Source organism: Caballeronia sp. SEWSISQ10-4 2, assembly GCF_030464885.1.
GTDB lineage: Bacteria > Pseudomonadota > Gammaproteobacteria > Burkholderiales > Burkholderiaceae > Caballeronia.
The window spans coordinates 1-24,953 of sequence record NZ_JALPRJ010000071.1 but is presented as its reverse complement, the minus strand read 5'-3'; the positions used below and the strand labels follow the sequence as shown (position 1 = coordinate 24,953).

23 protein-coding genes and 1 pseudogene are annotated in these 24,953 nt (G+C 57.2%); 14 read left to right on the top strand and 10 right to left on the bottom strand.

The annotated features are described in order from the left end of the window. Positions 1-12 precede the first annotated feature (12 nt). Entirely contained in the window at positions 13-366 is a 354-nt protein-coding gene (gene tnpB / locus M0D69_RS33800; RefSeq protein WP_301786182.1) for an IS66 family insertion sequence element accessory protein TnpB, read from the bottom strand. Continuing rightward, entirely contained in the window at positions 347-832 is a 486-nt protein-coding gene (locus M0D69_RS33795) for a transposase (RefSeq protein ID WP_301786181.1), read from the bottom strand. The genes tnpB and M0D69_RS33795 overlap by 20 nt, the downstream gene beginning before the upstream one ends. Positions 833-914: 82 nt before the next feature. Between M0D69_RS33795 and M0D69_RS33790 the strand changes: the two are divergent. The 5 genes and pseudogenes from M0D69_RS33790 to M0D69_RS33770 form a co-directional block, all read left to right on the top strand. Next, a pseudogene (locus M0D69_RS33790) lies at positions 915-1,286 on the top strand (tyrosine-type recombinase/integrase); the annotation flags it as partial. A gap of 571 nt (positions 1,287-1,857) precedes the next feature. Then, a complete protein-coding gene (locus M0D69_RS33785) occupies positions 1,858-2,229 on the top strand; it encodes a hypothetical protein (RefSeq protein WP_301786180.1) in 372 nt (123 codons plus the stop codon). Positions 2,230-2,402: 173 nt separating this feature from the next. Beyond that, complete coding sequence (locus M0D69_RS33780; protein WP_301786179.1) at positions 2,403-3,170, top strand: tetratricopeptide repeat protein; 768 nt, start codon at positions 2,403-2,405, stop codon at positions 3,168-3,170. A 128-nt stretch (positions 3,171-3,298) separates the two neighbouring features. After that, a complete protein-coding gene (locus M0D69_RS33775; RefSeq protein WP_301786178.1) occupies positions 3,299-3,691 on the top strand; it encodes a carboxymuconolactone decarboxylase family protein in 393 nt (130 codons plus the stop codon). A gap of 36 nt (positions 3,692-3,727) precedes the next feature. Beyond that, on the top strand, positions 3,728-4,684 hold the full coding sequence (locus tag M0D69_RS33770) for a cyclopropane-fatty-acyl-phospholipid synthase family protein (RefSeq protein ID WP_301786177.1): 957 nt from the start codon (positions 3,728-3,730) through the stop codon (positions 4,682-4,684). Positions 4,685-4,693: 9 nt separating this feature from the next. Here the strand turns inward: M0D69_RS33770 and M0D69_RS33765 are convergent, their stop codons facing one another. The 3 genes from M0D69_RS33765 to M0D69_RS33755 form a co-directional block, all read right to left on the bottom strand. After that, complete coding sequence (locus tag M0D69_RS33765) at positions 4,694-6,085, bottom strand: heavy metal sensor histidine kinase (protein WP_301786176.1); 1,392 nt, start codon at positions 6,083-6,085, stop codon at positions 4,694-4,696. Further along, a complete protein-coding gene (locus M0D69_RS33760) occupies positions 6,082-6,753 on the bottom strand; it encodes a heavy metal response regulator transcription factor (RefSeq protein ID WP_301786175.1) in 672 nt (223 codons plus the stop codon). Before M0D69_RS33760 ends, M0D69_RS33765 begins: the two co-directional genes overlap by 4 nt. A gap of 925 nt (positions 6,754-7,678) precedes the next feature. Continuing rightward, positions 7,679-8,656 (bottom strand): hypothetical protein, encoded by a 978-nt coding sequence (locus M0D69_RS33755; RefSeq protein WP_301786174.1) that lies wholly within the window; start codon positions 8,654-8,656, stop codon positions 7,679-7,681. Positions 8,657-9,640: 984 nt separating this feature from the next. Between M0D69_RS33755 and M0D69_RS33750 the strand changes: the two genes are divergently transcribed. The 3 genes from M0D69_RS33750 (at position 9,641) to M0D69_RS33740 (ending at position 12,847) form a co-directional block, all read left to right on the top strand. Next, on the top strand, positions 9,641-10,783 hold the full coding sequence (locus M0D69_RS33750) for a sterol desaturase family protein (RefSeq protein ID WP_301786173.1): 1,143 nt from the start codon (positions 9,641-9,643) through the stop codon (positions 10,781-10,783). Positions 10,784-10,922: 139 nt separating this feature from the next. Continuing rightward, complete coding sequence (gene cfa, locus M0D69_RS33745) at positions 10,923-12,110, top strand: cyclopropane fatty acyl phospholipid synthase (RefSeq protein ID WP_301786172.1); 1,188 nt, start codon at positions 10,923-10,925, stop codon at positions 12,108-12,110. A gap of 122 nt (positions 12,111-12,232) precedes the next feature. Continuing rightward, on the top strand, positions 12,233-12,847 hold the full coding sequence (locus tag M0D69_RS33740) for an HAD family phosphatase (protein WP_301786171.1): 615 nt from the start codon (positions 12,233-12,235) through the stop codon (positions 12,845-12,847). Positions 12,848-12,898: 51 nt separating this feature from the next. On the opposite strand, the gene M0D69_RS33735 is transcribed toward M0D69_RS33740, so the two are convergent. Then, entirely contained in the window at positions 12,899-13,324 is a 426-nt protein-coding gene (locus M0D69_RS33735) for a phasin family protein (RefSeq protein WP_301786170.1), read from the bottom strand. 1,062 nt (positions 13,325-14,386) lie between these two features. Between M0D69_RS33735 and M0D69_RS33730 the strand changes: the two genes are divergently transcribed. Next, positions 14,387-14,986 carry a LysE family translocator gene (locus M0D69_RS33730; protein WP_301786169.1) on the top strand — a complete coding sequence of 200 codons (600 nt, stop codon included), beginning with the start codon at positions 14,387-14,389 and terminating at the stop codon, positions 14,984-14,986. Positions 14,987-15,084: 98 nt separating this feature from the next. Here M0D69_RS33730 and M0D69_RS33725 read toward each other — a convergent pair whose 3' ends face one another. Further along, complete coding sequence (locus tag M0D69_RS33725; RefSeq protein WP_301786168.1) at positions 15,085-15,978, bottom strand: NAD(P)-dependent oxidoreductase; 894 nt, start codon at positions 15,976-15,978, stop codon at positions 15,085-15,087. A 207-nt stretch (positions 15,979-16,185) separates the two neighbouring features. Between M0D69_RS33725 and M0D69_RS33720 the strand changes: the two genes are divergently transcribed. The 4 genes from M0D69_RS33720 to M0D69_RS33705 are packed head-to-tail and all read left to right on the top strand — an operon-like array spanning position 16,186 to position 20,405. After that, positions 16,186-17,187: an ABC transporter permease gene (locus M0D69_RS33720; RefSeq protein ID WP_301786167.1), complete on the top strand. Its 1,002-nt coding sequence runs from the start codon at positions 16,186-16,188 to the stop codon at positions 17,185-17,187. A gap of 54 nt (positions 17,188-17,241) precedes the next feature. Beyond that, entirely contained in the window at positions 17,242-18,186 is a 945-nt protein-coding gene (locus tag M0D69_RS33715) for a sugar-binding protein (protein ID WP_301786166.1), read from the top strand. A gap of 25 nt (positions 18,187-18,211) precedes the next feature. Next, complete coding sequence (locus M0D69_RS33710; protein WP_301786165.1) at positions 18,212-19,717, top strand: sugar ABC transporter ATP-binding protein; 1,506 nt, start codon at positions 18,212-18,214, stop codon at positions 19,715-19,717. A gap of 31 nt (positions 19,718-19,748) precedes the next feature. Then, on the top strand, positions 19,749-20,405 hold the full coding sequence (locus M0D69_RS33705; RefSeq protein ID WP_301786164.1) for an aspartate/glutamate racemase family protein: 657 nt from the start codon (positions 19,749-19,751) through the stop codon (positions 20,403-20,405). Here M0D69_RS33705 and M0D69_RS33700 read toward each other — a convergent pair. The 3 genes from M0D69_RS33700 to M0D69_RS33690 all read right to left on the bottom strand — a co-directional run bounded on the left by M0D69_RS33700 (position 20,380) and on the right by M0D69_RS33690 (position 23,771). Next, positions 20,380-21,159, bottom strand: coding sequence for a Crp/Fnr family transcriptional regulator (locus M0D69_RS33700; protein WP_301786163.1), 780 nt, complete (start codon positions 21,157-21,159; stop codon positions 20,380-20,382). The genes M0D69_RS33705 and M0D69_RS33700 overlap by 26 nt on opposite strands. A gap of 124 nt (positions 21,160-21,283) precedes the next feature. Continuing rightward, positions 21,284-22,579, bottom strand: a complete 1,296-nt coding sequence (locus M0D69_RS33695) for an MFS transporter (protein ID WP_301786162.1) — start codon at positions 22,577-22,579, stop codon at positions 21,284-21,286. Positions 22,580-22,676: 97 nt separating this feature from the next. Next, entirely contained in the window at positions 22,677-23,771 is a 1,095-nt protein-coding gene (locus M0D69_RS33690) for a tartrate dehydrogenase (protein ID WP_301786161.1), read from the bottom strand. Positions 23,772-23,883: 112 nt separating this feature from the next. Between M0D69_RS33690 and M0D69_RS33685 the strand changes: the two genes are divergently transcribed. Next, positions 23,884-24,795, top strand: a complete 912-nt coding sequence (locus M0D69_RS33685) for a LysR family transcriptional regulator (protein ID WP_301786160.1) — start codon at positions 23,884-23,886, stop codon at positions 24,793-24,795. Positions 24,796-24,953: the final 158 nt, after the last annotated feature.

Here is a 24,953-nt window from a genome sequence, read left to right as displayed (position 1 = left end):
GCTACCGAACGTTCAGCTCACGTGTCGGTACTGCCTCGAAGGGTGACGACGCACCGCGTCGATGTCGATGCCTTCGAGTAGCCAGTGAAGCTGTTCGGTCGTGAGTTCCATCACCGCCTGCTGTCGGCGTGGCCAGACAAAACAGTCAGCCTCAAGCCGTTTCATCATCAGCCAGAAACCCGAGCGCTCATAGAACAGCAGCTTGATGCGATTTGCCCGTTTGTTACGGAAGGCGAAGACCACACGGGCAAATGGGTCAAGCTGCATGGACTGCTCGACCAGAATAACGAGACCATTAATCCCGTTTCTAAAATCGACCGCGTCGCGGTGCAGGTAGACCCGCAGTTCAGCGTCCAGTCGGAACATCACTGCGTCCAAGCGTTTCTATCATCGCCGACACCAACGTCGCGTCCTGGGCACCGCACTCGAGTCTGAGCGTGATGCCGTTGGGCATTTCCACCGTCAACCGTGACGGTGCCGCCGGGCGCTGCGCTACAGGAGGCGCTTCGCGGTGCGGCGGCGCTAACCTGGGTAACTGAGGTTGCGCTTTGGCGCCAGCGCTCTCGACGACCGGAACAAACGCCGCCGCGTTCTCTGACACCGGCGTCACGCTCGTGTCGCGGTGTTCCTTCTGGTGCTCGCAGATCCACCGGCGCAGCAAATTCGCGTTCACGCCGGCCCTCAGCGCCATGCCAGCTACCGATACTCCGGGTTGCAGGCAAGCCTCGATCAACCTCTTCCTGTCCCGTTTGTCAAAACGTCGTTTGCCGTCCCGCCCAACGCTGGCAACCTTGAGTGGCAAAAAATCCAAATCTGAATAGTTCTGTGTCATGGAAGGTGTCCACTGATTTCAGTGGACACATCCTGCTCCGTCCGCACCCAAGATGCCATGTGTGCTCAATTCACCGCTTACGCAGAAAACGCAGCGTCCGGTCCAGTTCGAACTTACCGGGCAGACCCGGGATAGCGCGGACGCGTGGATCAGGACCGCCGGACTGTCGCAGTCGGACTTTCTGTTCCCGAGCAGGATTCACGGGTCGCCGCACCTTTCAACGCGTCAATACGCTCGCCTCGTGCATCGCTGGATCGCATCAATTGGTCTCGACGACACGGCGTACGGAACCCATACCATGCGTCGGACAAAGGCATCGCTGATCTACCGGCGCACAAAGAACCTGAGGGCGGTCCAGTTGTTACTTGGCCATTCCAAACTTGAAAGCACAGTCCGATATCTCGGCATTGAAGTCGACGATGCACTTGAGATGGCCGAACAAACTGAGGTCTGAACCAAGGCTAAGCCGCCGAAGAATACCTCAGCAAACCGCGCAGCTTTCGGCGTGCGATTGGGCATCTCTCTTTCCTCCTCGTCGCGCAAACACTAGATTTGTCATTTCACCCCAGCGGATTTTAATCAAATAGGCTTCGATCTTTATCGTAGAACGGCCGCTTTCGGGAAATCTGAAGGTCTCTTGAGGGTCGAGAAGACGCATTCGATTTTCTTGTCAACGGACATTCGTAGCAGAGCAACCACTAAGTATCCCGAACGACTGCAGAGGGCCGAACTCCAGGCGGTCGCCTCGACAAGACGAGTCTATATCGACGATCCCAACCCTGCTTCCCGGCATCGGCTCATATCGACCTGAATGAGCCCGCCCACCTCCTACCCAAGACACACCAGATTTTCCCGTCACCACTGACCACGCGGCTGCCTGACCCGCACATATAGCCAGGACCACAAGAACCCATACATACGGGCCGTTTATCTCCGCAGCAATAGATTTGATCTATTTTTTACGCACGTTCCGCTATCGTTCGAGGTTGTAGTGGGAGTGTGTCGTATACGTTGCTGGAGATAGCATGTTCGAATTAGGAAAAGAGTATTCGCGCGAATACATTCACGCGGTGTGCGGGGGCAATAAGCAAGCGTTTTTACCGGCTAGCAAAGGAAAAATTGTAGCCGCCTGCCTGCGGCCAGATCTGAATCCTCAAGCGCCTGAAGTGATTATCTGCAACAGTAGCAGCTCGGCCCGGGCAGCGGGAAGAACGCTTGCAAGGCAGGGCGGCTCCATCCCTGTGTTCATCGAGCAAGCGACGGATCGCCTGCGATACGAGGGTGACTATGCTGTCGCCGAATCGCTGACTGCGCCTCTGGATTGCGAGCCTTATGCCCGGAATACAGGTTTCACCATCCGGCAGATATCGCGGGTCATCAAGCTCAAGCGCTGTTAGCCCGCAGCCCTGCGGAGCGCATGTGCCCCCGCCCATGAAAGGTTTCATCCCACGACCTGGACATTGAGCCGGGGGCAACTTTATTATTCGCTGGACGCGTACTATTCTGTATATGAGGAACACAAAGGATGCGGACTCGCCGCATAACTCTGAGCCCTCAAAAGCGAATACACATGCCATATCTGGGAATCGGTCTTCACGTAATTGTTGCGATCTACTTTGCCGTGCATGCGGTACGTAGCCGCCAGAACATATACTGGCTTCTGCTTTTGTTCGCTTTCCCGATGCTGGGAAGCGTCGTGTATTTCTTCGCCATCTACCTGCCAAGCCTGCGCCAGTCGCGCGGCGCGCGCGTGGCCACGCGGGCCCTCACTCAACTGGTCGACCCCAATCGTGTCATACGCGAGGCGCGCTCCGACTTCGACCGCGCGCCCACCGTCGAGCATCGCATGCGCCTGGGTGCAGCCCTGCTGGAGACCGGCAATGCCGGCGAAGCGCTCGAGCACTATCAGGCTGCTGCGAACGGCCCCTTCGCCACTGACCCGGCGCTGCTGCTCGGCCTGGCACGGGCACAGTTCGCTGTCGGTCGCCACGCCGCAGCCGACGCTACCTTGTCCAGCCTGTTCGCTGCCAATCCGCGGGCGCGTCAGCAACCCGAACCGGCCTTGCTCTATGCGCGCACCCTGGCTGCACTTCAGGCGCCCGGCACGCAAGCGGCCTTCGAGCAGGCCCTGGCGTGCGCCAGCGACGCCGCACCCCGGTGCTTGTTCGCAGACTGGCTAGCCGGGCAAACGGATCAAGCAGATCACCGACGGGCCAGCAGCTTGTATGCGGAAATTGCTCACGATGCCAAACACTGGCCGCGTCACGCCAGGGAACACAACCGGGAGTGGCTGCAGCGCGCGAACGCCGCGCTGGCCACGGAATCGTCACGTCGATAAGAGGTAGTCAAGAGCTGTCGATGAATGGGCAGGTATCAGGCGACGACACAGCTCGCTTTCGGCACGCTCCGCTCGTTGGGAGGCGTAATATTCAGAGGCAAAATCGTGCCGCTATCGAGGAGAAACACATGAGCTATCCAGGTCCGGTCGAGTATGACCAAGGCGCACCCGCGGTCCGTGCGGTGTACGACGATATTATGCGCACCCGCCAAGTGGACGACGTCAGCAACTTCTGGAAATTCATCGCGAACCACCCTCCGACACTGGAACGCACGTGGCATAGCCTCAAGGACATCATGGCGCCAGGAGCACTGGATCCGCTGATCAAGGAGCTGCTCTACGTTGCGGTCAGCGTGACCAACAACTGCGCATATTGTGTGGCGAGCCACACGGCAGCCGCCCGTCGCGCAGGCATGACCGACGAGATGTTCGGGGAATTGCTTGCCGTCGTCGGCATGGCGAATGAGACTAATCGCCTTGCAGTTGGATATCGCGTGCCGATAGACCCTGCATTCGAATAAAATCGACGAGATAACCCCCTTAGCCGCAGGCGAAGAATGAAAACCCCCTCTGAATCCCAAACCTCAAACACTAGTCACAATCGACTGATTTCTCACGGTGCCGACTCGCAAAATGGCTGGGAAGATCTGCTGCACGCCATCAAGGCACGGTTGCGCGAGGCAGGTGATCTTCCGGGTGCAACCGTTGACCAGCAAGTCAGCTTGCTGGAGCAGTTATCCGCTTTCGAACTCGGTCGATTCCTGCTTGAGAATCGTGGTCTGAATGCGTATTGGACGCACCAGTTGGTGAACTACCGGCAAAGTGCCGAACCGGCGGGCTCAATGTCCCCGCTCGAGGTCCGGGTATTCGAGAGGTTGCCCGCCGTACTGGCAACCCGGGAACGTTTTGGAATCTTTCGTCAACAGCTACAAGCCCTGCTCAAACCGGGGCTTGCACTGGTATCGATTCCCTGTGGGTTGATGGGTGAACTACTGCTGCTCGACTATGAGGGACAGTCCGATATCACCTTGACAGGCATCGACCTCGATCAAGCGGCGTTGAATGGCGCCCTGGCGCTGGCGAAAGAACGCGGGCTAGCCGATCGCTTGTCGCTGCGCTGCGAGGACGCCTGGATTTCCGGACCGGGCAACGAGTTTGACGTACTGGCGAGCAACGGTCTAAATATCTACGAACCGGACAATGCCCGCGTGACAGCCCTGTATCGCGCGTTCTTCAACAAGCTGAAACCAGGGGGCACGCTGGTCACCAGCTTCCTGACACCGCCGCCAGCTCTGTCCGAAGAGTCGCCGTGGAATCTGACAGAAATCGACCATGAGTCGCTGGCGCTTCAGCACCTGATGTTCGTACGCGTCATTGAAGCGAAATGGAGCGCTTTTCGTACGCACGCGCAAACCATGGCGCAACTCGGGGATGCGGGTTTTGTCGATATCAGGTTTATCGATGACCGCGCGCGTATGTTCCCAACTGTCGTCGCTCAAAAACCGTTGCAATAAATGCCGACGTCAGGCGAGGCGCGGAAAATACAACGCGAAGGTTGTGTTGTCGCGTTGGCTCATGACGTCGACTTTGCCCCGATGCGATTCCATGATGGATTTCACAATCGCGAGGCCCAAGCCCGTGTTTTTTGCCGATCCTTGTCTCGATGCATTGAGCCGATAAAACCGATCGAAGATCTTCTCGACGTACTCAGGCGGAATAGGCTGGCCCTTGTTCGTGACCTCGACGATTACGTATCCCTCCGACTGGTACGTGCGCAGTTCGACGTCTGATCCCACGGTGGCGTGGTCGAGGGCATTCGACAGCAAGTTGCTGACTGCTCGTCGAAACATCAGCGGGTCCGCCAGGATCCTGGTATCCCCATTGATGACGAAGCGGACGCCCGCTCCCTCGGCTATGCCTTGAAAATACGAGGTCAGTCTGGTGAGTTCAAGTTGGCAATCAACTTCGCTAAGCTTCAGGTGTTGCTTTGAATTGTCGGTCCGCGCGAGGAACAACATGTTCTCGATCATGCGCTGAAGGCGTTCGCACTCTTCAATATTTGACTCGATGAGAATCTCGTAGTCTTCAACCGTCCGCGTGCGCGACAGCGTAACCTGCGACGAACTGATCACGTTCGCCAGCGGCGTTCGCATATCGTGCGCCAGATCCGACGAAAACTGAGAGAGGCGCATAAACGCCCGCTCAAGACGATCAAGCATGCGGTTGACCGATGTGGCAATCTCCAGCAGTTCGACCGGCCCGGCGGCTATGTCGAGCCGCTCGTTCAAGCGATGCGCTTCAATGCTGGACGTTTGACGGCCAATGGTCTTGACGGGCGAAAGGCCCTGCCTCGCTATGGCATAACCCAGCGCACCCATCAGGATCGCACCGGCCGCTATCGCGAGCCAGATGTCTTCCTGATAGCTCTTGAGCAGCGAGTGCCGCTCAGAGGCCACATGCGCCAGCAGGATGCGAATGGTTTCCCCTGACGGCAAGGTTTCGTCGGCGTAGATGCAGCGTGAGGATCCGATGGTAGGCGGATTGCACGAATACGCCGTATGTTGATAGTGGCGCCCCGGCCCGACAGAGTTCAGCTCGCGAGCCGGCGCGATTGAATGCCGCACCAGCATATCGCCGCGCCGGTCGGAGAGGGCGAGGAATATCGCAGGATGCGACTGCAGAACTTCGTGGAACACGACGCTGTGTTGAACCAGCACTTGTGTTGAACCGAAGTTGCGAGCTTGCTGCAGGAACTGATCGAGCTTTTCACCGATCTCGATGTCGTCGCGCCTTTGAAGTTCGCGCGCGAGAGAGTCGTACAAGAACCCGCCCACCAGCGCAAACGCCAGCAGGGCGACGATCGCAAGGGCGGCTGTCAGACGCTTGAGCAGCGAATAGGGCCTGGCGGCAGTCACGACCGGTCCTCGAGGACATAACCCATGCCGCGAACGGTATGCAGCAATTTCTTCTCGAAGCCGTTGTCAATTTTCGCGCGAAGCCGTTTGACGGCTACATCGACCACATTCGTATCGCTGTCGAAGTTCATATCCCAGATCTGCGAAGTCACGAATGTTCGTGTCAGCACCTCGCCCTGCCGCTCGGCAAGGAGTTGCAACAGAGCGAATTCTTGCGCGGTGAGATCGATGCGAGCGTTTGCGCGCCGGCTCCTTCGCCTGACCAGATCGACTTCGAGATCGCCTACGGTCAGGACATCGCGCATCGCGCGCGGTGCCCGGCGAATGAGCGAGCGAATCCGCGCGAGAAATTCGACGTAGGCAAAAGGTTTGGACAGGTAATCGTCTGCGCCCAATTCGAAACCGACCACCTTGTCTTCGACCGTGTCTCGTGCGGTGAGCAATAGCACCGGCGTGTTCTTCTCCATTCGCAAGCGCTTGAGCACGTCGAGCCCGCTCAGCTCCGGGAGCATCACGTCGAGCACAATCAGGTCGAACGCTTCATGCAGCGCGAGGAAGAGGCCGTCTTTCCCATCCGTGGCGGTATCGACCGTGAAGCTCGCTTCGGTCAACCCTTTTCGAAGATAGGACGACATCTTCGGCTCGTCCTCGATGATCAGTATCCGCATTGCGTATTTAATTTGATGAAGTGCAGCCTGTGAGTTCAATCTCCAGGCTACCGCAGCTTAGCTTGACAATACGGACGCAAAAATGGCGACAAAATTACGTTTTTGTCATGTGGTCGCACCCGGCAAAACGGTCATTAAGAATTCGTCAAGCGTGTAGCGGCGGCGCTGGACTCTCACGTAGTGGTCGTCGGTTCTATCGGTGCAGGCATCGCTCCATTCGCGACGAGTGCTTTGCAGATGACGGAAACGTCATTTTCGCGTCACGTCGCATCCGGGTGCGAGATCCAATAATAGAAACCGATACGAGATCGACGCGTAGTCCGGTTTATCGCTCTCAAGCAGATTTTAGAAGATTCAGTTTGCCGCCGACTTCGACACTACGACGTTTCCAACATCAGCGTTTACTGATGACCGTAGAAGTTGGCTTCTTTCTAATCACTCTGGATAACTTAATAAAGAATTTTGTTTTGACCGCATCACGAGTCTTCCACGGAAGACAACGCGGCAATCGGTCGACGCATCACCTCAAAGGTCAACTCATGGCGACAACATCTTCTACCCTGGGCCGTCTGATCGTCACTTTGGTTTTATTCGGGGCGGTGGCAGGGTGCGCCGACCCAGCGGCGGGAAGTAGCTTGTATGCATCGCGTTCCAGCGAAGCGCCGAGGCTTCCACCCAGTTATCCCTGTCAGAATATGCATGTGAAAACGTTGAACTGTCCGTCGAGATGATCCGACTACCGTGGTAGCGAGAGCTTGTTAAGTTCTCACCCGGATCGCGGCGGTGCTGTCTGCACGCGGAAGGGCTTCGATCCGGATTGCCGCTTGGCGCAGTGGCCGGTTGGCGTCGGATACTGTGCCTGAGCTCGTCAGTTTGAACAGATCTGCGGACAATGTCCGAGTGTTTGACCGGTCGCGCGAACGCCTCAAGACACTGGCGACAATTCGGCAGCTTTGCTCTGTCGTTCCTGCTCATCCCACAGCCGGCTGTCGGGAAACCAGAACGCGTCCGGTCGCGGGGGCGACGCGAGCCTCACCGGAAGTGACGGATCGAATATTTTGGACCAGGCCGACAAGTAAGATGGCGTTTTCACAAGCAATCCGCAATTTGAAAGCAGCAAGCTTGAAACCAGCGCTTCACGCCCGATTTCGAGTCCTGGATAGCCGCTGAAATGGACGGGCACGCCACCGCGTGCGAGTAATTTCGCAGGCGCTGCCTTGACTGGCTTCCCGAATGGCCACGCGATAAAAAAATCGATAAATGCCTGTTCGTCGCTCGATACAAAAATATTGTTTAAATTCGGGTTTTCGGCCAGCACGGATTCCACCAGCCGGCAAAAATTTTCCCAGGAAACCGGGATGGCTTCCAGTTTTTTATCGGTGCCTCGGAAATGGACGCCGAGGGTTGACTTGCTGATTTCCAGCCTCTTGCAGATCGAGCTGACTTCGTCTGCGATATGCGCGGCCGGTCGATAATGCGACAGGAAGAGTTCGCTCGCAGACTTGAGTTGCAGCCGGGCTTCATACCGCTGCCGAAGGCCCAGCTGAACCAGATCGCGAACTGTCGATGTTCTTACTTTTTGCGCTGACGTTGCCTCTGGCGGTGTCCGAACAGTCTCAAAACAGGCTGAGAACCAGTCCATTTCCCCCAACGGATCGCCGTATATGCCACCTCGTGCGGAAATGCGCGGTGTCAGGCGTTTCTCCTCGCAATACATCAAGATAAACAAGATCATCTGCATCACCGAGAAAAAACCGGAATTCTCCTGGATCTCGATGGCGAACACTCCTTTGTTCAAGCGCTGCGTGGCGTGGAGGGAAACCCGGCTCGGCGTGGCCAAGGAGCGCTTGAACCCCTCGCTGCGTCGGATCAGTCTTGCCCGGTCGATTACTTTTCGCAACATGCTGAACTCCCAATCATTTGGGTTATTTATTTGAGATTGAACACGCTGCTTAACGAATTAAAAATGGAATAACCTTTTAAGTGAAAGTGCCGCAGTGTCTGGACGGCAGCTCGTATTGCCGGTTGTATATCACACACGTTGGTAACAGGTATTGAACAAATGATCAGGCCGGGACGCGTCAGGGCGCACGACGAACAATCGCCGCCACTCATCGGTTCGGTCCTTAGAGTTGAGTTGTCTCGTTCGTATGGCTAATAGAATCAGGCACCTCGTTTTATCTTTTATTGGGCTGTACGGTCAGAATAACATCGCCACATTCTTCATCAAGAAAATTTGCCCTGCTCAGGTGTCTTTGCGCACAGAGGGCAGGTAGTTTACTCTATCCAATCCCGGTAGTCCGGACGCACCATGCGCTTCCACCCGATTGATTTAAATGATAAGTAATCCAGATTATATGGAGATCGACGACACGTACTCACGTGCTCGGTAACGCTCGGATCCCTCGAACCCGACCGAAGCCGCGCCGGGGGACCATTAGCCGTCGTAAAGTAATTCGAATTATTCATCGTTTTGCTTTACCTGGCCACCGCGAGCATTGACGAAGCCAGATCAAACAAACGCCATGTAAGCATTTGGTAAGTGAAGCATTGGCACAATTGACGCGGCTTTGTGGTTTTGTCCACAGCGAAATACCGGCGTTTGCAGGCTATGCCAGCGGTTAGCAAGCAGGGGTTGCGTAGATTCTGTACGATTCCAGACAATCGATGATTAGCTATCGCGGCGGCGTTCCACGGGGGCGCTGCTGAGGACCATGACTGATTCGCAGCGGCCACGCCGAACGGGCAGGTCTGCCAGATTCCCAATCCTTACCCGGCACACCGGCAAGCTCGGCCGGCTTGACCGCCTGTTCCCGCTGCCGTTGAACCATTGGCTGCGTGAAGCTGGACGCTTCGTATAGCCGAGACCACATTGCCGAGATTGTGAATGGACAAGATCATCGTTTTCATACTTCCTGTTTTCGTTGTTCTGATCGGCGCCGAGTTTGCTTACGGCTGGTTCAGGCAACGCAATACCTATCGGCTGAACGATGCGCTGAGCAGTCTCAGCCAAGGCCTGATAAGTCAGTTGCTGGCGCTGGTCACGCAGCTCTTTCAAATTGGCTTGTATGCCCTTGTGTTCAATGCGCTGACGCCAACCCCTGACGTCAGGTTCTGGGACACCTGGTACGGCTGGCTGATCGCCATCGTCCTGTTCGATTTCTTCGACTATTGGTTGCATCGCGCGGGGCATGAGTGCGCTGTCATGTGGGCCGCCCATGTCGTCCATCATCAAAGCCAGCACTTCAATTTCTCGACCGCCTTGAGGCAAGAAAGTACCGTCGCGCTCATTGGCTGGATCTTCTACCTGCCCATTGCGGTGATAGGCGTGCCGCCCGAGCAGTTCGGCGTTGCCGGACTCATTGTCCTCGTGTATCAATTCTGGATTCACACTGAACACGTCGGAAAACTCGGCTGGTTCGACCGCGTGTTTTCTTCGCCTTCCAACCATCGTGTGCATCACGCGGTCAACGACCAGTACCTCAACAAAAATTACGGCGGCATGTTCGTGATCTGGGACCGGATGTTCGGGACTTTTGCGGAGGAAGAGGAGCCTTGCGTCTATGGAACGAGGACGCCCCTGCGAAGTTGGGATCCGGGCTGGGCAATCTTCGCGGAATACTGGTCGCTCGTGCAGGCAACGCGTCAAGCGAGGTCGTGGACAGACAAGTGGCGCATCTGGCTCAAGCCTCCGGGCTGGCGGCCTTCCGACTCCAGTGCGGACCTTCAGGCTGAGCCTTCTGCGCCAACGTTCGACCTGGAGGCGGCGAGGCAGTTGTACGGAGAGCCGCCTGCCAGCAGTGCTGCGATATTTGCGGCCGTGCAATTTGCCCTGATGATGGGTGCAACGGCGGGTTATCTATGGTATGCGGAAGAACTTTCATATTCGACGGAGCTGGGGTTGACCGGTGTGATCGTCGCCGGACTTTGGGCTTTGGGCGCTTACTTGCAAGGCCGTGTGAGCGTCATCCCGGTCATTCTGGTCGACCTTGCGGGCGTAGCGGCTGCGGTCGTGATGTTCAGAGCTTGACCGTCATTTCCGGGGCGGTTCGAAGGCGGCTGTCCGCAAGCAATGCGTAAGGGCAGTGCTTACTGGCTGTAAGCACTCCAATTCTGACACCGGCCCCTTTTGCGTTACAGTGCGCTACAACCCTTTCGGTCAAGAGGCAATGGTGACGATCAACACGAATCGCAATGAAGCCGTCCTCCCGGACACAGCCTCTCCTAAACCTAGACGCGCCGCACCCAAAATTATCACGCAGTTACTTGAGCATGCAGGCGTTCAAGTCAATGGCCCAGCGCCCTGGGACATTCAGGTCCTCGATAAAGCATTCTTCCGGAAGATGTTCTCTACGTGGGAGTTGGGAATTGGCGAGTCGTATATGGACGGCGACTGGGATTGCGAACAACTGGACGGATTTTTTCATCGGATAGCGAGTACTGACCTTGAACAAACCGTGGTCGGCCCGGCACGGATCAGATTCGTTGTTGAAATGGCGCGTCAAAAACTACTAAACGCGCAAAGCAGGGGTCGCGCATTTCAAGTGGGTGAGCGCCATTATGATATTGGCAATGACATCTTTGAAAGCATGCTGGACTCGCACATGATGTATTCGTGCGGCTATTGGGAACAGGCTCAGACACTCGAAGAAGCCCAACTGCACAAGCTTCAGTTGATATGCCGAAAACTGCAGCTCAAGCCCGGCGAACGTCTGCTGGATATTGGCTGCGGCTGGGGCGGCCTGGCCCGATACGCTGCAACGGAATACGGTGTCGAGGTCGTGGGCATTACCGTTTCCAAGGAACAGCAGAAGCTGGCGCAGCAACGATGCGCCGGCTTACCCGTGACGATTGAGCTCACTGACTATCGGGATCTCACGGGACAATTCGACAAAATCGTTTCAGTCGGAATGTTCGAGCATGTCGGGCCGAAAAACTACGATATTTACTTCAATATTGTGAGGGATCTGTTGCGCCCGGATGGCTTGTTCTTATTGCACACGATTGGTAACTTCGTGACAGAAAAGAAGACGGATGCCTGGATCGATAAATATATCTTTCCGAATGGCCATTTACCCTCGGCCAAACAAATAGCGGCTTCTCTGGAAGGGCGCTTTCTTATTGAAGACTGGCATAATTTCGGACGGGACTACGATAAGACGTTAATGGCCTGGTCTGCCAAATTCGACGAAGCATGGCCGCGACTGAAGGCTCAGTATGACGAACGATTCTATCGGATGTGGAAGTACTTCCTCTTGTCGTCCGCCGGATTTTTCCGATCGGGCCAAGGCCAGTTGTGGCAGTTGGTGCTGAGCAAGCGCGGACGCAGCGATGCGTATCGGTCCGTCCGGTCCTGAATTTTTTTTGGTTATGCTGAAATTCAGCCGCGGGCGCGACTTGTTTGCCGACGGTCCGAAGGAAGGCACATCGCCGGATGGGTTCTTCCTTTTCTGGAAGCTTTCGACGCGAGGCCGACAGCATGACAGCATCCATCACGCTGGTTCTGTTCGACATGGAGGGCGTACTGTCTCACTATGACCGCGACGCTCGAGTCGACCACTTGTCGGCCGTATCGGGTCAGGCGCCCGAAACCGTGCGTCATGCCATCTGGGGATCCGGGCTTGAAGCACGTGCCGACGCAGGCCAGATCAGCGACGACGAGTATCTGAGCGAATTGGGTGATCTTCTAAGCTGCCGCATCAACCGCAATGACTGGCTGGCTGCTCGCCGCGCGTCTATCACGCCGTACGCGGAAGTGCTCGCGCTCGCCGCGAGAGTGGCCGAGCGCAATCGGATTGCGGTGCTGACCAACAATTGCCGTCTGGTTACCGACCATATCGGCTATCTGAATCCTGCAGTCGCTCAGATCTTCGGTTCTCACGTCTACGCATCCGCCTCGTTCGGCGCAGCGAAGCCGGCGGCGCAAGCCTATCTTCGCTGCCTTGAACAACTGGGCGTTGGTGCGGCAGACACGCTTTTCATCGACGACACAAACGCTAACGTGGCTGGGGCGATCAATGCGGGCCTTCACGGATACAAGTTTGTCAGCGCCGATGCGTTATCGGAAGAACTGGAGCGTTGCCGGTTGATGTAGTGCTGCCCGAGCCGATTGTCTCGGCACGGGCAGGACGGACGCCCGGAACGGCTACGGCTTCGGTTGTTCCAGCGACGACTTCAACTCCTTGGCCGCCTCTTCAATTCGCTTCGTCACAATCGCATACGCCTCGGTGTGAGCCTGCTGCGTTTTCTGGGCAATCTCCTGCATGTCGGCAAGCGCTTGATGCAGTGCCTTTTGAACGACCTCGGTCGAATTGGCCGAGGCTTCTTTCGGAGAGCCGGAGAACTGCTGCGCGATGCCCTGGAAATCATTGAGCGCCCGGCGCAGGATTTCGATCTGTTTATCTCGAAGCGCTTCCATGCCGCCGAACGCGACGCGGTTCGCGGCGGCGAGCGCTTCGACGTCTTTTCTGCGTGCATCGAGGATTGCCTGGACGTCGAAACCGGGAAGCTTGTATTGCTGAAACATCGCGGAAAACTGACTGAACGGATCGCTGTGCTCGGGCTTCGTCATGTGCGTCTCCCTGGGGTTTATTTGCGTTCTCGGAAACGTTGACGCTCCTCAGGCGTAGAGGGTGCGCCTAACGCTTATTCGATAGTACAGTGGAATGATCCTTGCGGAATCCAAGGGAAAACGCGCACAGGGCAACTAGTCGCGGCTAAAGGGGTTTTCAGTCAGGTTTAGGCGGAAACGGCGCAAACTTAGCGGCATGCGTCGGCTATTAGTCGGCTATTCCTGGTCGACTGAGTAGTTACGAAGCAGTGTATTTACATCGGATGCCTGGCCTGGCAAATATCTTGCCATATCATTTCCCGTGTAAATGTACGGGAGCGGCAGTAAGCCGTGAAGCTGTAAACTTAAGTGACAATTATTCGGGAACGTGGCTATTCGCCAAGACTCTTATTAAGTGGAATGAGTCCTGATGCGTCTTCGCCTCTCGGTAGGAATAAATGCATCGGATGCGCAAAGCATTTAAGGTTTTCATGGAGTGTGCAATGAAAGTCGCGACAAAGAAGATGTTGATGTCAGTCTTGGTTATCGGGATGTCAGGCGGGGTGTCAGTCGGTATGTCAGGCGCGGCCTACGCGCAGACAGGGGGCACGACCGCCGGTGAGAACGGGATGCTTGTTCCTGGCGTCAACAGTGCTGGCACGGCGACGCCAGGCGCCATGCCCCCCAGCAATGACCTGAGAGCCGCCGCTGGCCTCTCCAAAGGCTCAGACGGCATAATCAGCAGCATGAGAAGCAACGGCACGAGAACAACCGAGAGTTCGGTCGTAAGACCGCCTAATCGTACGGGCACGGTGTATAGACCGTAACGGGTGTACGACGCGCTCGCCACCACCCACAAGAAGCATTGACCGGGTCAGAACGGATAGGCGGGAATCGTTGATATGAATGACGCCGCGCCAGGAGGAGGCCGGCGAGCAGCGATCAAAGGCATCCAGCAGGATTAGCCGTTCTTCAAGCGGCCATCCGGGCGTCATTGTCGGAGCGTATTTATTTTGCGTGCGGTCCGGTGCAATCTGCGTGTGATAAAAAGCATACTGCTCCAGTCTTCCCATCCGCCAATTCATGCTTTCAATTTCCAGCGCAGCGCTGTTCGTGCTCGGTACTGTCATCGTGCTGATCATGCCGGGCCCGACCAATACGTTGCTCGCCGCGGCGGGCCTAAGGGACGGTGTCATGCGCTCGGCGCGGCTCACTGGCGCTGAGCTGGCCGGCTACGTCGTCTCTATTACGGTTTGGGGGCATTTCCTCTCACAGGCAGCACATTCGCTGACATGGCTGCCGACGCTCGTGCGTATCGCGAGCAGCATCTTTATCGCGTACCTCGCGATCCGGATGTGGCGTACAGCGGTCTTGCCCGCAACGTCAGCGCAACAGGCAATCGGCCTGCGCACGCTGTTTGTCGCGACCTTGTTCAATCCCAAAGCGATCCTGTTTGCCGGCACGATTTTCCCGGCAATTGCGTTCGCGAACTTGCCCGCCTATTTCGAAACGATGGCTATCTTCGCGACCCTGCTAGTTCCGATTGGCCTCGTCTGGGTCGCGTTCGGTGCGGCGCTTGGCAGCGGCCGGCTGATGTGGATCAGTCAGGCTCATATGCTCCGCGGTGCGTCGATCGTGCTGGGAACGTTCTCGTTGTCGCTGGCTTGGGTGGCGTTTCACTAGCGTGCGCGGTCTTGGAGGTATAGCTTCTCAAGCGCCTGAATCACTGTCTTGCGGATAGAACTGAGGATGGCGCCCAGGCCACCCTCAGCGAAGATGAACTACCGCGGTGCTTGCTCCCTCCATCGATACTGCTGCTGCCAGCCGAGCAGCTTTTTCAGTTTCTCGTTACTCAGCAAGGTCTCGAACTGTCCAAGTTGCTTCTTTACAGGCACGCCTGGATAAAACCGTTTCAACAACTCCGCTGTCGGCAGATCGGAGGACACATCGTCCGCAGCGACGTTCATCACCTCGAAGCCGAGCCCGTCCTTTTCAATGCCGAGCCGGCAAGCGGTTGCCAGATCGCGTCCATCGATATAGCTCCACGCGATCCGCTTGCGCGATCCAGGGTCCTTCAGCCATCCCGGGAATTTTTGATAATCAACCGGATCAAGTACGTTGCCAATGCGGAAGCAATAAATATCCGCGCCCGTACGCGCATGAAACGCCTTGGCCGTGACTTCGTTGATCACCTTGGACATGGCATAGCTGTCCATGGGGTCGACAGGATACTGCTCGTCCAGCGGGAAATATTGAGGATCCCGATGCCGGTGAGCGAACACTATTCCATACGTTGTCTCGCTGGAGGCGACGATTACCTTCTTGATGCCAAGCTTCGAGGCAGCGTCGAGCACGTTGTAGGTCGCCATCACGTTGATCCGGAACACCTCATTGTCGGTGGTGACCAGAATGCGCGGAATGGCAGCGAAATGAACGATCGCATCAATGGGCTTGGGCTCGAGATCGTCGTCGAATTCCCTGGGCGTAGTACTGGACGCCATCGCGTTGAATACCTGTCCCGCGTCGGTCAGATCGGTAATCAATGTACGGGCCACCGGCTTCGCCATGGGCACGCGGTCGAGATTCAGCACTTCGTAGCCGTGTTCTACCAAGTCCTCGACGACCCATTTGCCCGCAAGCCCGCTGCCGCCGGTCACTATTACTCGCTTCGTCATACGTTGTGCTCCTGGTTCGATTAATGGGTCTTGACCTTGGAACCGATATTACCGACGGCCAAGCATGAGTTCTGTGACGAACTTCATAGTCCCTGGGAGACAATGATCAGGGACAACCCCGATACGGTTGTATGACGCGCGTCACAGACTTGATGAACGCGGCCACCTAGCATCCTCCTAAACCAGAATTAAACGGAGAAGAGACCGGTGACCGCAATATCGTCCAAAGAGGATCCTCAGCCACATTCAGTGCGTCTTGCCGACATGCTGCGTAGCTGGCTCAAGATCCGCGAATTGAATGTTCTATCGGTATTGCTATTGGTCGGAATCCTGATCAGTATTTTCTCCCCATATTTCCTGACCACGAACAACCTGATGGGTGTGTTCCGGTCGTTTTCGCTGATTGCAATCATGTCGATCGGCATGATGCTTGTCATCATCACGGGCGGCATCGATCTGTCGGTTGGGTCCGTGATGGGCCTGTCATCGCTGGTTACCGCGCTGGTCTTTCAACATGGGGCCGGTCCTATTGCGGCCGTGATTGCCGGGCTATCGGTTGGTCTCGCCGCCGGCTGTTTCAACGGATTTCTGATCACCGGGATTCAGCTGCCGCCGTTCATTGCGACGCTCGGCACGCTGAGCATTGGCCGCGGCTTGATGTACATGATCACCAAAGGGGTTCCGGTAACACCCGATGTACCCGACAGCTTCACCTTCATCGGCCAGGGATACATTGGCTTCGTGCCGTTCCCGGTGGTCATCATGATCTTCATGACGATATGTTTTTCCGTGCTGATGCGCCAGACCCGTTTCGGCCGGCATGTCTATGCCACCGGCGGCAACGAAATGGCAGCCCGGCTTAGCGGCGTGCGTACCTTCCGCGTGAAATTCATTGTCTACGCGCTCTCGGGACTCATCGCTTCCATTGCGGGCATTGTCAGCTTCTCGCGGTTTGTGTCGGCAGAGCCTGCGTCGGGGTTCGGCGCCGAGCTCGATGTCATTGCGGCAGCGGCCATCGGCGGCGCGAGTCTCTCAGGTGGAGCGGGCAGTGTCGAAGGCGCGATCATCGGCGCGGCTCTGGCGGGAATCATCACTAACGGCGTTGTGCTGCTGAATATCGACACGTACGCACAGCAGGCCATTACAGGCTGCGTGATCCTGATTGCGGTCAGCATCGACATTTGGCGCGTTCGTCGAAAGGGTCGTTGATGCGCGCATCGTCTTAACCTTGTTGCACCACGACAAATAAACATGGAGACAAAAATGGACAAGAATTTTCGCCGCGCACTAAGTATCGGATTCTCTGCGGTTGCTTTATCGCTAGGCGTATCGGCGCACGCCAAGGAAGCGAAGGATATTTCCGTCGCGGTGATTCCGAAGGTAGCTGTGCCGTTCTTCGACGATTGCAACAAAGGCGCGCAAACATCCGCCGACAAGCTAGGCGTGAAGTATCAATGGGTGGTGCCGCAAAACACGCAGGGCTCGACGCAGGTACAAATCATTGAAGACCTGATTTCCAGGCATGTCGACGGCATCGCCATTTCCGTTAATGAACCGAAGTCGGTCGAGAGCGTGATGAAGCGCGCCGCACAAAGCGGGATAAAGGTGCTGACTTACGACTCGGACTCGCCCAAGAGCGGCCGTTCGATGTATATCGGCACGAACAACGAAACGGCTGGCGCGACCATGGCCGAAACGATGGGCAAGGCGCTTGGCGGAACCGGTGAAGTCGCGATCGTGACCGGGCAGCTTGGCGCGGTAAACCTTAACGAACGCATTGCGGGAATCAAGAAAGGGCTGGCGAAATATCCGGGTATAAAAATCGTGGAAACCCAGGGCACCGACGACGATCTTGCTAAAGGCGTTTCAGTAGTCGAGACCACGCTGCGCGCGCATCCGCAGTTGAAGGGCATTTTCGGCGTGAGTCAGGTCGGCGGGCCGGCTGTGTCGAAGGTGCTCAATACCAAAGAGTTTGGCGCCATGAAGGGCAAGCTCGAAGTCCTGGCCTTCGACGATCTTCCCGACACCCTCAAGGCACTTAAAGACGGCTCTATTCAAGGGATCATGGTTCAGCGTCCGGTAACCATGGGCTCGCTTGCAGTCGATCATCTGGTCGCGCAGATCCAGGGGACGGACACATCGCCCAAGGACATCGATACCGGTGTGACGGTCGTGACCAAAGACAATGTCGGAAGCTATACCAAGTAACCGGGCAGGAAGCCAAGGGAAAGTGATGGAATCGCCATTTCTGGAGATGCGAAACATCTCCAAGACATTCCCCGGCGTCAAGGCGCTCGACGGCGTCAACCTTCAGATCAGGCAAGGGGAGGTGCTGGCGCTCGCCGGGGAGAACGGGGCGGGCAAGAGCACGCTGATGAAGATACTGACGGGTGTCTATACCCCCGATCCGGGGGGCAGCATCCTTATCGAGGGTAATGAGATCGCACTGCGCGACAGCAACCATGCGCGCGCGCTTGGGATCGGCATTATTTATCAGGAACTCTCAGTCGTTGAGAACCTTAGCGTCGCGGAAAATCTTTTTCTCGCCAGGGAGCCGCTCAATCGCGTTGGTCTGCTCGACCGGGCACGCATGAACAGCGAGGCGAAAAAGATGCTTGAGATGATCGAGCTCGACCTCGATCCTTCTACGCGCGTCAGTGAATTGAGCGTTGGGCAGCAACAGATGATCGAGATCGCCAAGGCGCTTGCGTACCAGTCGAAAGTCATCATCATGGACGAGCCGACAGCTTCGCTTAGCCATCATGAGACGCGCACGTTGCTGGGGTTGATCAAACGGTTACGCGATCGAAAGATTGCGGTGGTCTACATCTCGCACAGGCTGGAAGAGATTTTCGAACTCGCCGATCATGTGACGGTGCTTCGAGATGGCCGTACCGTGAACACATCGCCAATCGCGGAAGTCACTCGCGATTCGCTGGTTCGCATGATGGTCGATCGTGAGTTGAGCGAGCTATATCCGGGGGCTATCTCACACACAAGTGAGGAACCGGTACTGGAAGTTCGCGATTTGTCGTTGCGTGCCACGAAGGGTGCCGAAGCCAGGATCCGGAACATCGGTTTCACGTTACATCGCGGCGAAATTCTTGGCGTTGCGGGGCTGGTCGGTTCGGGGCGCACGGAGATCATGGAGATGATCTTCGGCATGCGCCCCTGCACGGGAAGTATTGTCGTCGAGGGAAAGCAGGTGAGGATCCGCAACCCTCATGACGCGATAGAACAGGGTATCGGTTTTGTGACTGAGGACAGGAAAGCGCAGGGACTCGTGCTCGGAATGAGCGTACGCGAAAATTTCAGCCTCACCCATCTGAAGCGCTATTCACCCTTCCAGTTTCTACAACGCGCGAAAGAAGAGGCCAGTTGCAAACAATTTGTACGCAGCCTCGGCATCAAGACGCCTGGCACCGAACAGAAAGTCGTCAACCTTAGCGGGGGCAATCAACAGAAGATCGTGATTGCCAAGTGGGTGGCGCGCAATCCCAAGGTTTTAATCGTCGACGAGCCCACGCGCGGCATCGACGTTGGCGCGAAGGCGGAGGTGCACGCGCTGCTGGCGCGCCTGGCCTCAGAAGGCATCGGGATCATCGTGATTTCGTCGGACCTGCTGGAAGTGCTGGCGGTCAGCGACAGGATTTTGATTGTGCGTGAAGGGCGGTTGAATGGCGAGATGACGCGTGAACAGGCAACCCAGGAACGCGTGATGGCGGCAGCAACCGCATGATCCGTGTTTTTAACCGATTGAATGGAAAACCATGACAACCATAGCTGTTATTCATACTGGCCCGGTAACGGTTCTGCCGATCAAGAATCAACTAAGCGAGTTGATTGCCGACGCCCGGGTCATCAACATCATGGACGATAGTTTGTTGAACGATGTCCGCGCAGCGGGCCACCTGACACCCGAGGTTGCCAGCCGCATCTATAGCTATATGTCGAATGCGCAGGCAATGGGCGCGGACATCATTCTCAACGCATGCTCGTCGGTTGGCGAGGCGACGGACGCGCTAAGAGACCTGATCCGCACGCCAATCGTCAAGATCGACGAATCCATGGCGGAAGAGGCAAGTGCGATCGGCTCGCGCATTGGCGTGGTAGCGACCGTATCGACAACACTGGATCCGACCGTGCGCCTGATTCGCCGCAAGGCCGAAGAGCACGGCCGGACCGTCGATGTAACCGAGCGGATCGCGGAAGGCGCTTTCGAGGCGCTACTCAGCGGCGACGGCGCACTCCACGACGAGATTCTTAAAAGGACGATTATCGAGCTCGCCGGTCAGGTCGATGTCGTGGTGCTCGCACAGGTCTCCATGGCGCGTCTTGTCCCCGCGCTGGGCGAGTTGCGCGTGCCGGTGCTGTCTAGTCCGCGTAGCGGCGTCGAGGCGGTCAAACGCGCGCTAGCGGCGCTTTGACGACCTGGCCGTTGACGGGACGCGCGGTGAACGACGTCGACAAAACCGCCTGTCCCGACGCTATCTTTCGTCGCAGGAATTTCGCGACGAAGAGGGGCGTCAGCACGATCTTGCGTTCATGGATGGCGGTCAGCCCCTCGGCCTTGAGGTCGTTGAAGTGCCGGTTGACCGACTCACGCGAGGTGCCGATAAACTCCGCGAGCTTGTCTTGCGGGATCGACAAGTCGATGAGCACGGCATCTCCGGTGCCCAGGTAGTCGAATTCGATCCCTATCTGGTTGGCGAACATCGCGAGAATGTTGGTGAGACGCTTGCGGACGTCGTGCAATGACAGGTTTTCGATCAGCTGCTGCGCCTCCTGCCATCGCTGGTAGTGGCTTTTCAGAACGAACTGGTTGATGACGTCGTAGCGCGCAAGCAGTTGTTTGAAATCCGCCTTGCGGATGTAGCAAATCATGCTTGGTGCAAGCGTCTGCGCATGATGCGAATAGTTGGCTTCGTTAAGGACGTCGCCGTCGCCAAACAGCATTCCCGCCTTGATGAACGAAAGCGTGATCTCCTGTCCATCCTCGGTCAGCCTGAAAAGCCGGACACTGCCGGTCTTGAGCAAATACACATGGTCGCTCAAGTCTTCCGGTCTGTAGATGGTTGCGTTTTTTCGCACGGTCCGGTGATCGCTGAAGGCGGGCATGACCTCATCGAGACAGTGACGTTCGATTAGCGAAAGCAGCTCACTTTTTCCGACAAACCACATTACGTGTCTCCTTGAAATGTGTCGTGGGTATAGCCTGTAGCGTTGCCCATAAAGAGTAACACTGCACCGGATACCGTGCAGTATCGACGTGGATTGCCGGTTCGCGTCTCGCGACGCACCGGCGCTAGTGGGCGGCCGGCGCCACCTGGTATCTCCTTCGACCGATCATCAATGTAAGCAGTGCCGACACTGCCAGGCTTCCCGCAACAACGTAAAGCCCGGCGGCATATCCGCCGGTAACCGACTTCAACCAGCCAATGGCAAAGGGCCCGACGAAGCCGCCCAGATTGCCGATCGAATTGATCATCGCGATGCCGGCGGCAGCGCCCGCGCCGGAGAGGAACGTGCTGGGCATCGCCCAAAGCGGCGCCTTGGCGGCGCTGATGCCGACGTTGACAAGCACGAGCGCCAGGACAACACCCAATGCAGTTTCGGTCGAGCCGGCCCACGCGAGGCCGACGCCCGCAACTACGCAAGGGATGACAACGTGCCAGGTGCGCTCGCCGCTGCGGTCGGAGTGCCGAGCCCAGAGCACCATCGCCAGGACAGCCACGACGCTTGGAATCGCGTTCAACGCGCCGGTACCGAGGGCGCTGAAACCGAACTGACGGATGATCAAGGGCGCCCACAAGCCAAGCGTATAAAGTCCCGCCGAGGTGCCGAAGTAAATCAGCGACATCACCCACACACGCGAGTCGCGAAGGGCGCTCAACGCACCCGATGCATGGCCCGCCTGCGACTCGCGACCTAGGCTTTCTTCACGCAACGTCGCAATGAGCCACGCTTTTTCATCGGCGGCAAGCCACTTCGCTTTGTCCGGAGAATCGGTCAGGACTCTCAAGACGATCAGGCCTAGGACCACCGCCGGGATCGCCTCGATGATGAAGAGCCATTGCCAGTCCCTGAGGCCCGCCAAGGCCGGCATCTGCATGATTGCTCCAGAGATTGGCGAGCCTATGGCGGTCGAAAGCGGAGCAGCAGCCATGAATGCCGCGGCGGCAACGGCCCGTTGCCGCGTCGGAAACCATTGGCTCAGGTAAAGGATGATGCCGGGGAAGAAACCTGCTTCGGCCACGCCTAGCAAGAAGCGTAACAAGTAGAACGAGTTTGGCCCGACGACGAACGCCGACGCGGCCGAAACAAGCCCCCATGTCACCATGACGCGGGCAATCCAGATGCGCGCGCCCACCTTGTTAAGGATCAGGTTCGACGGCACTTCGCACAGGAAATAACCCAGGAAGAAGATGCCGCCGCCGAGGCCGAACATGGTCGGTGTCAGTCCCAGATCCTTGTTCATGGTAATGGCCGCAAAACCGACGTTCACCCGGTCAAGGAAGCTGACAAAATAAAGCGGCATCACGAAGGGCAGGACGCGCCACGTCAGCTTGCGAACCACCCGGGCTTGTAAATCGTTAGTCATGCAAGTCTCCGCTAGTCGCCCGTGACAGGGTTGCCCGGGCGCTCTATCTGTTTTATTTTTATTGCCGTAGATGCTTGGCAATCTCTCAGGCAATCTCTTAGGCGGCCTCGGACACCACCGCGGAATTCGACGCGAGCAGGGCGCACACGGCTTCGGTAACCTGCGCAGTGGTTGCCTTGCCACCGAGGTCGCCGGTGTGCAGTGCCGGGTCTCCCGTAACGCGTTCGATCGCGGTCATCAACGCGCGCGCTGCGCCCCTCTCGCCGAGGTGTTCAAGCATCATCACGACTGACCAGAATGTGCCGATCGGATTGGCGAGACCTTTCCCCATGATGTCGAAGGCGGAACCGTGGATAGGCTCGAACATCGAGGGATAGCGGCGCTCGGGGTCGAGGTTGGCGGTCGGTGCAATGCCAAGGCTGCCGGCAAGCGCCGCAGCAAGGTCGCTCAGGATGTCGGCGTGAAGATTCGTGGCAACGAGGGTATCGAGCGAGGCCGGGCGGTTCACCATGCGGGCAGTGGCGGCATCGACGAGTTCCTTGTCCCATGTGACGTCCGGAAACTCCTTCGATATTTCCAATGCAATTTCATCCCACATCACCATGGCGTGACGCTGCGCATTACTTTTGGTGATCACCGTAAGCAGCTTACGGGGGCGCGACTGTGCAAGGCGAAATGCAAATCGAAGAATCCGCTCGACGCCTGCCCGGGTCATCATGGATACATCGGTTGCGACCTCGATCGGATGTCCCTGATGCGCACGGCCGCCAACGCCGGAATACTCACCCTCCGAGTTCTCCCGGACGATCACCCAGTCGAGGTCCTTCGGAGAACAGCGCTTGAGCGGGCCGTCGATGCCAGGGAGGATGCGCGTGGGGCGCACATTCGCGTACTGGTCGAAGCCCTGGCAAATCTTGAGACGCAATCCCCAAAGCGTCACGTGATCGGGAATGTGCGGGTCACCGGCCGAGCCAAAGAGGATTGCGTCCTTGTCGCGAATCGCGTCGAGTCCATCGGCCGGCATCATGACGCCATGCTGACGGTAATAGTCGCCACCCCAGTCGAAGTCTTCGAACTCAAAACCGAAGTCGTTGCTTCGCGCAGCGATCGCTTCAAGCACGCGCTTTCCCGCTGGCACGACTTCCTTGCCGATTCCATCGCCCGGAATGGTTGCGATGCGATAAGTCTTCACGGTGCTCTTCCTCAATAGTAGACATGTGGCCAATGCTAGAGCCTTAGCGGGCTCCGGGAATGCTGCTAGACTCAAACCGCTGTTAACTTCAAGTTAATAATCGGGTGAGTTGATGCGTTCACTAATACAGCCGGAAGACCTGCGGTTTTTCTCGGTTTTGGTGGCTAGCGGAAGCCTGACTGCTGCCGCGCGCGAACTGGGCTTGAGCACCGCGGCGGTAAGCAAGCATTTGTCGCAGATGGAGGCACGCGCCGGCGTGCCGCTTGTCAGCAGGACGACTCGCCGAATGAGCCTTACGCCGGAGGGTGAGCTTTACCTGACGCATGCACGGCGAATCCTTAGCGAGATGGACGACCTCTCGCAGTTGCTTGGCGGTTCACAAGCTGCTCCCAAGGGCTTGCTAAGAGTCAATGCAACGCTTGGCTTCGGACGAGGTCACGTTGCGCCGCTAATTTCGAAGTTCGTTCGCACCTTCCCGGAAGTGGATGTGCAGCTTCAGCTTTCAGTCGACCCGCCGCCGTTGAGCGATGACACCTTCGATGTCTGCGTGCGTTTCGGTGAACCGCCCGATGCCCGCGTCGTCGCGCGGCGCATTGCACCTAACAGGCGCCTGCTCTGTGCGGCTCCTTCCTATTTCGCTAACCGGCGGATACCAAGAAGCCCCGCCGAATTGTCTCAGCACAATTGCATTGGCATTCGACAAGGCGACGACGGATACGGTGTGTGGCGGCTCATAAGCGGGCGGGGCGCAGCGGAGAAAACAGAGACGGTGCGCGTGCGCGGCAACCTGACCACGAACGACGGCGAAATTGCTGTGAAATGGGCGCTTGATGGCCACGGTATTCTGATGCGCGCGGAATGGGACATAGCGGAGTATCTTGCCGACGGCCGCCTGGTCCAGGTGTTACCAGAGCATCGAACGCCCGGCGCCGATATCTATGCGGTGTATCCGCAGCACTTGCAGATGACTGCACGAGTGAAAGCGTTTGTCGAGATGCTCGTGCATGCGTTTGGGGCTCAGTAGTGGTTAGCGGCGGGGGGCGTTCGCACTCGGGGTTGGGCGGGTTCGGGACGTAGCGGTTAGGGTCGATGCCGGGTTGCTGTTTTCTGCGCCCGTGGCCGGTTTATCTTAGCTGTTCTCTTTATCACTATTAGCCACTGTGCGTGGCGGCACGTCATTTC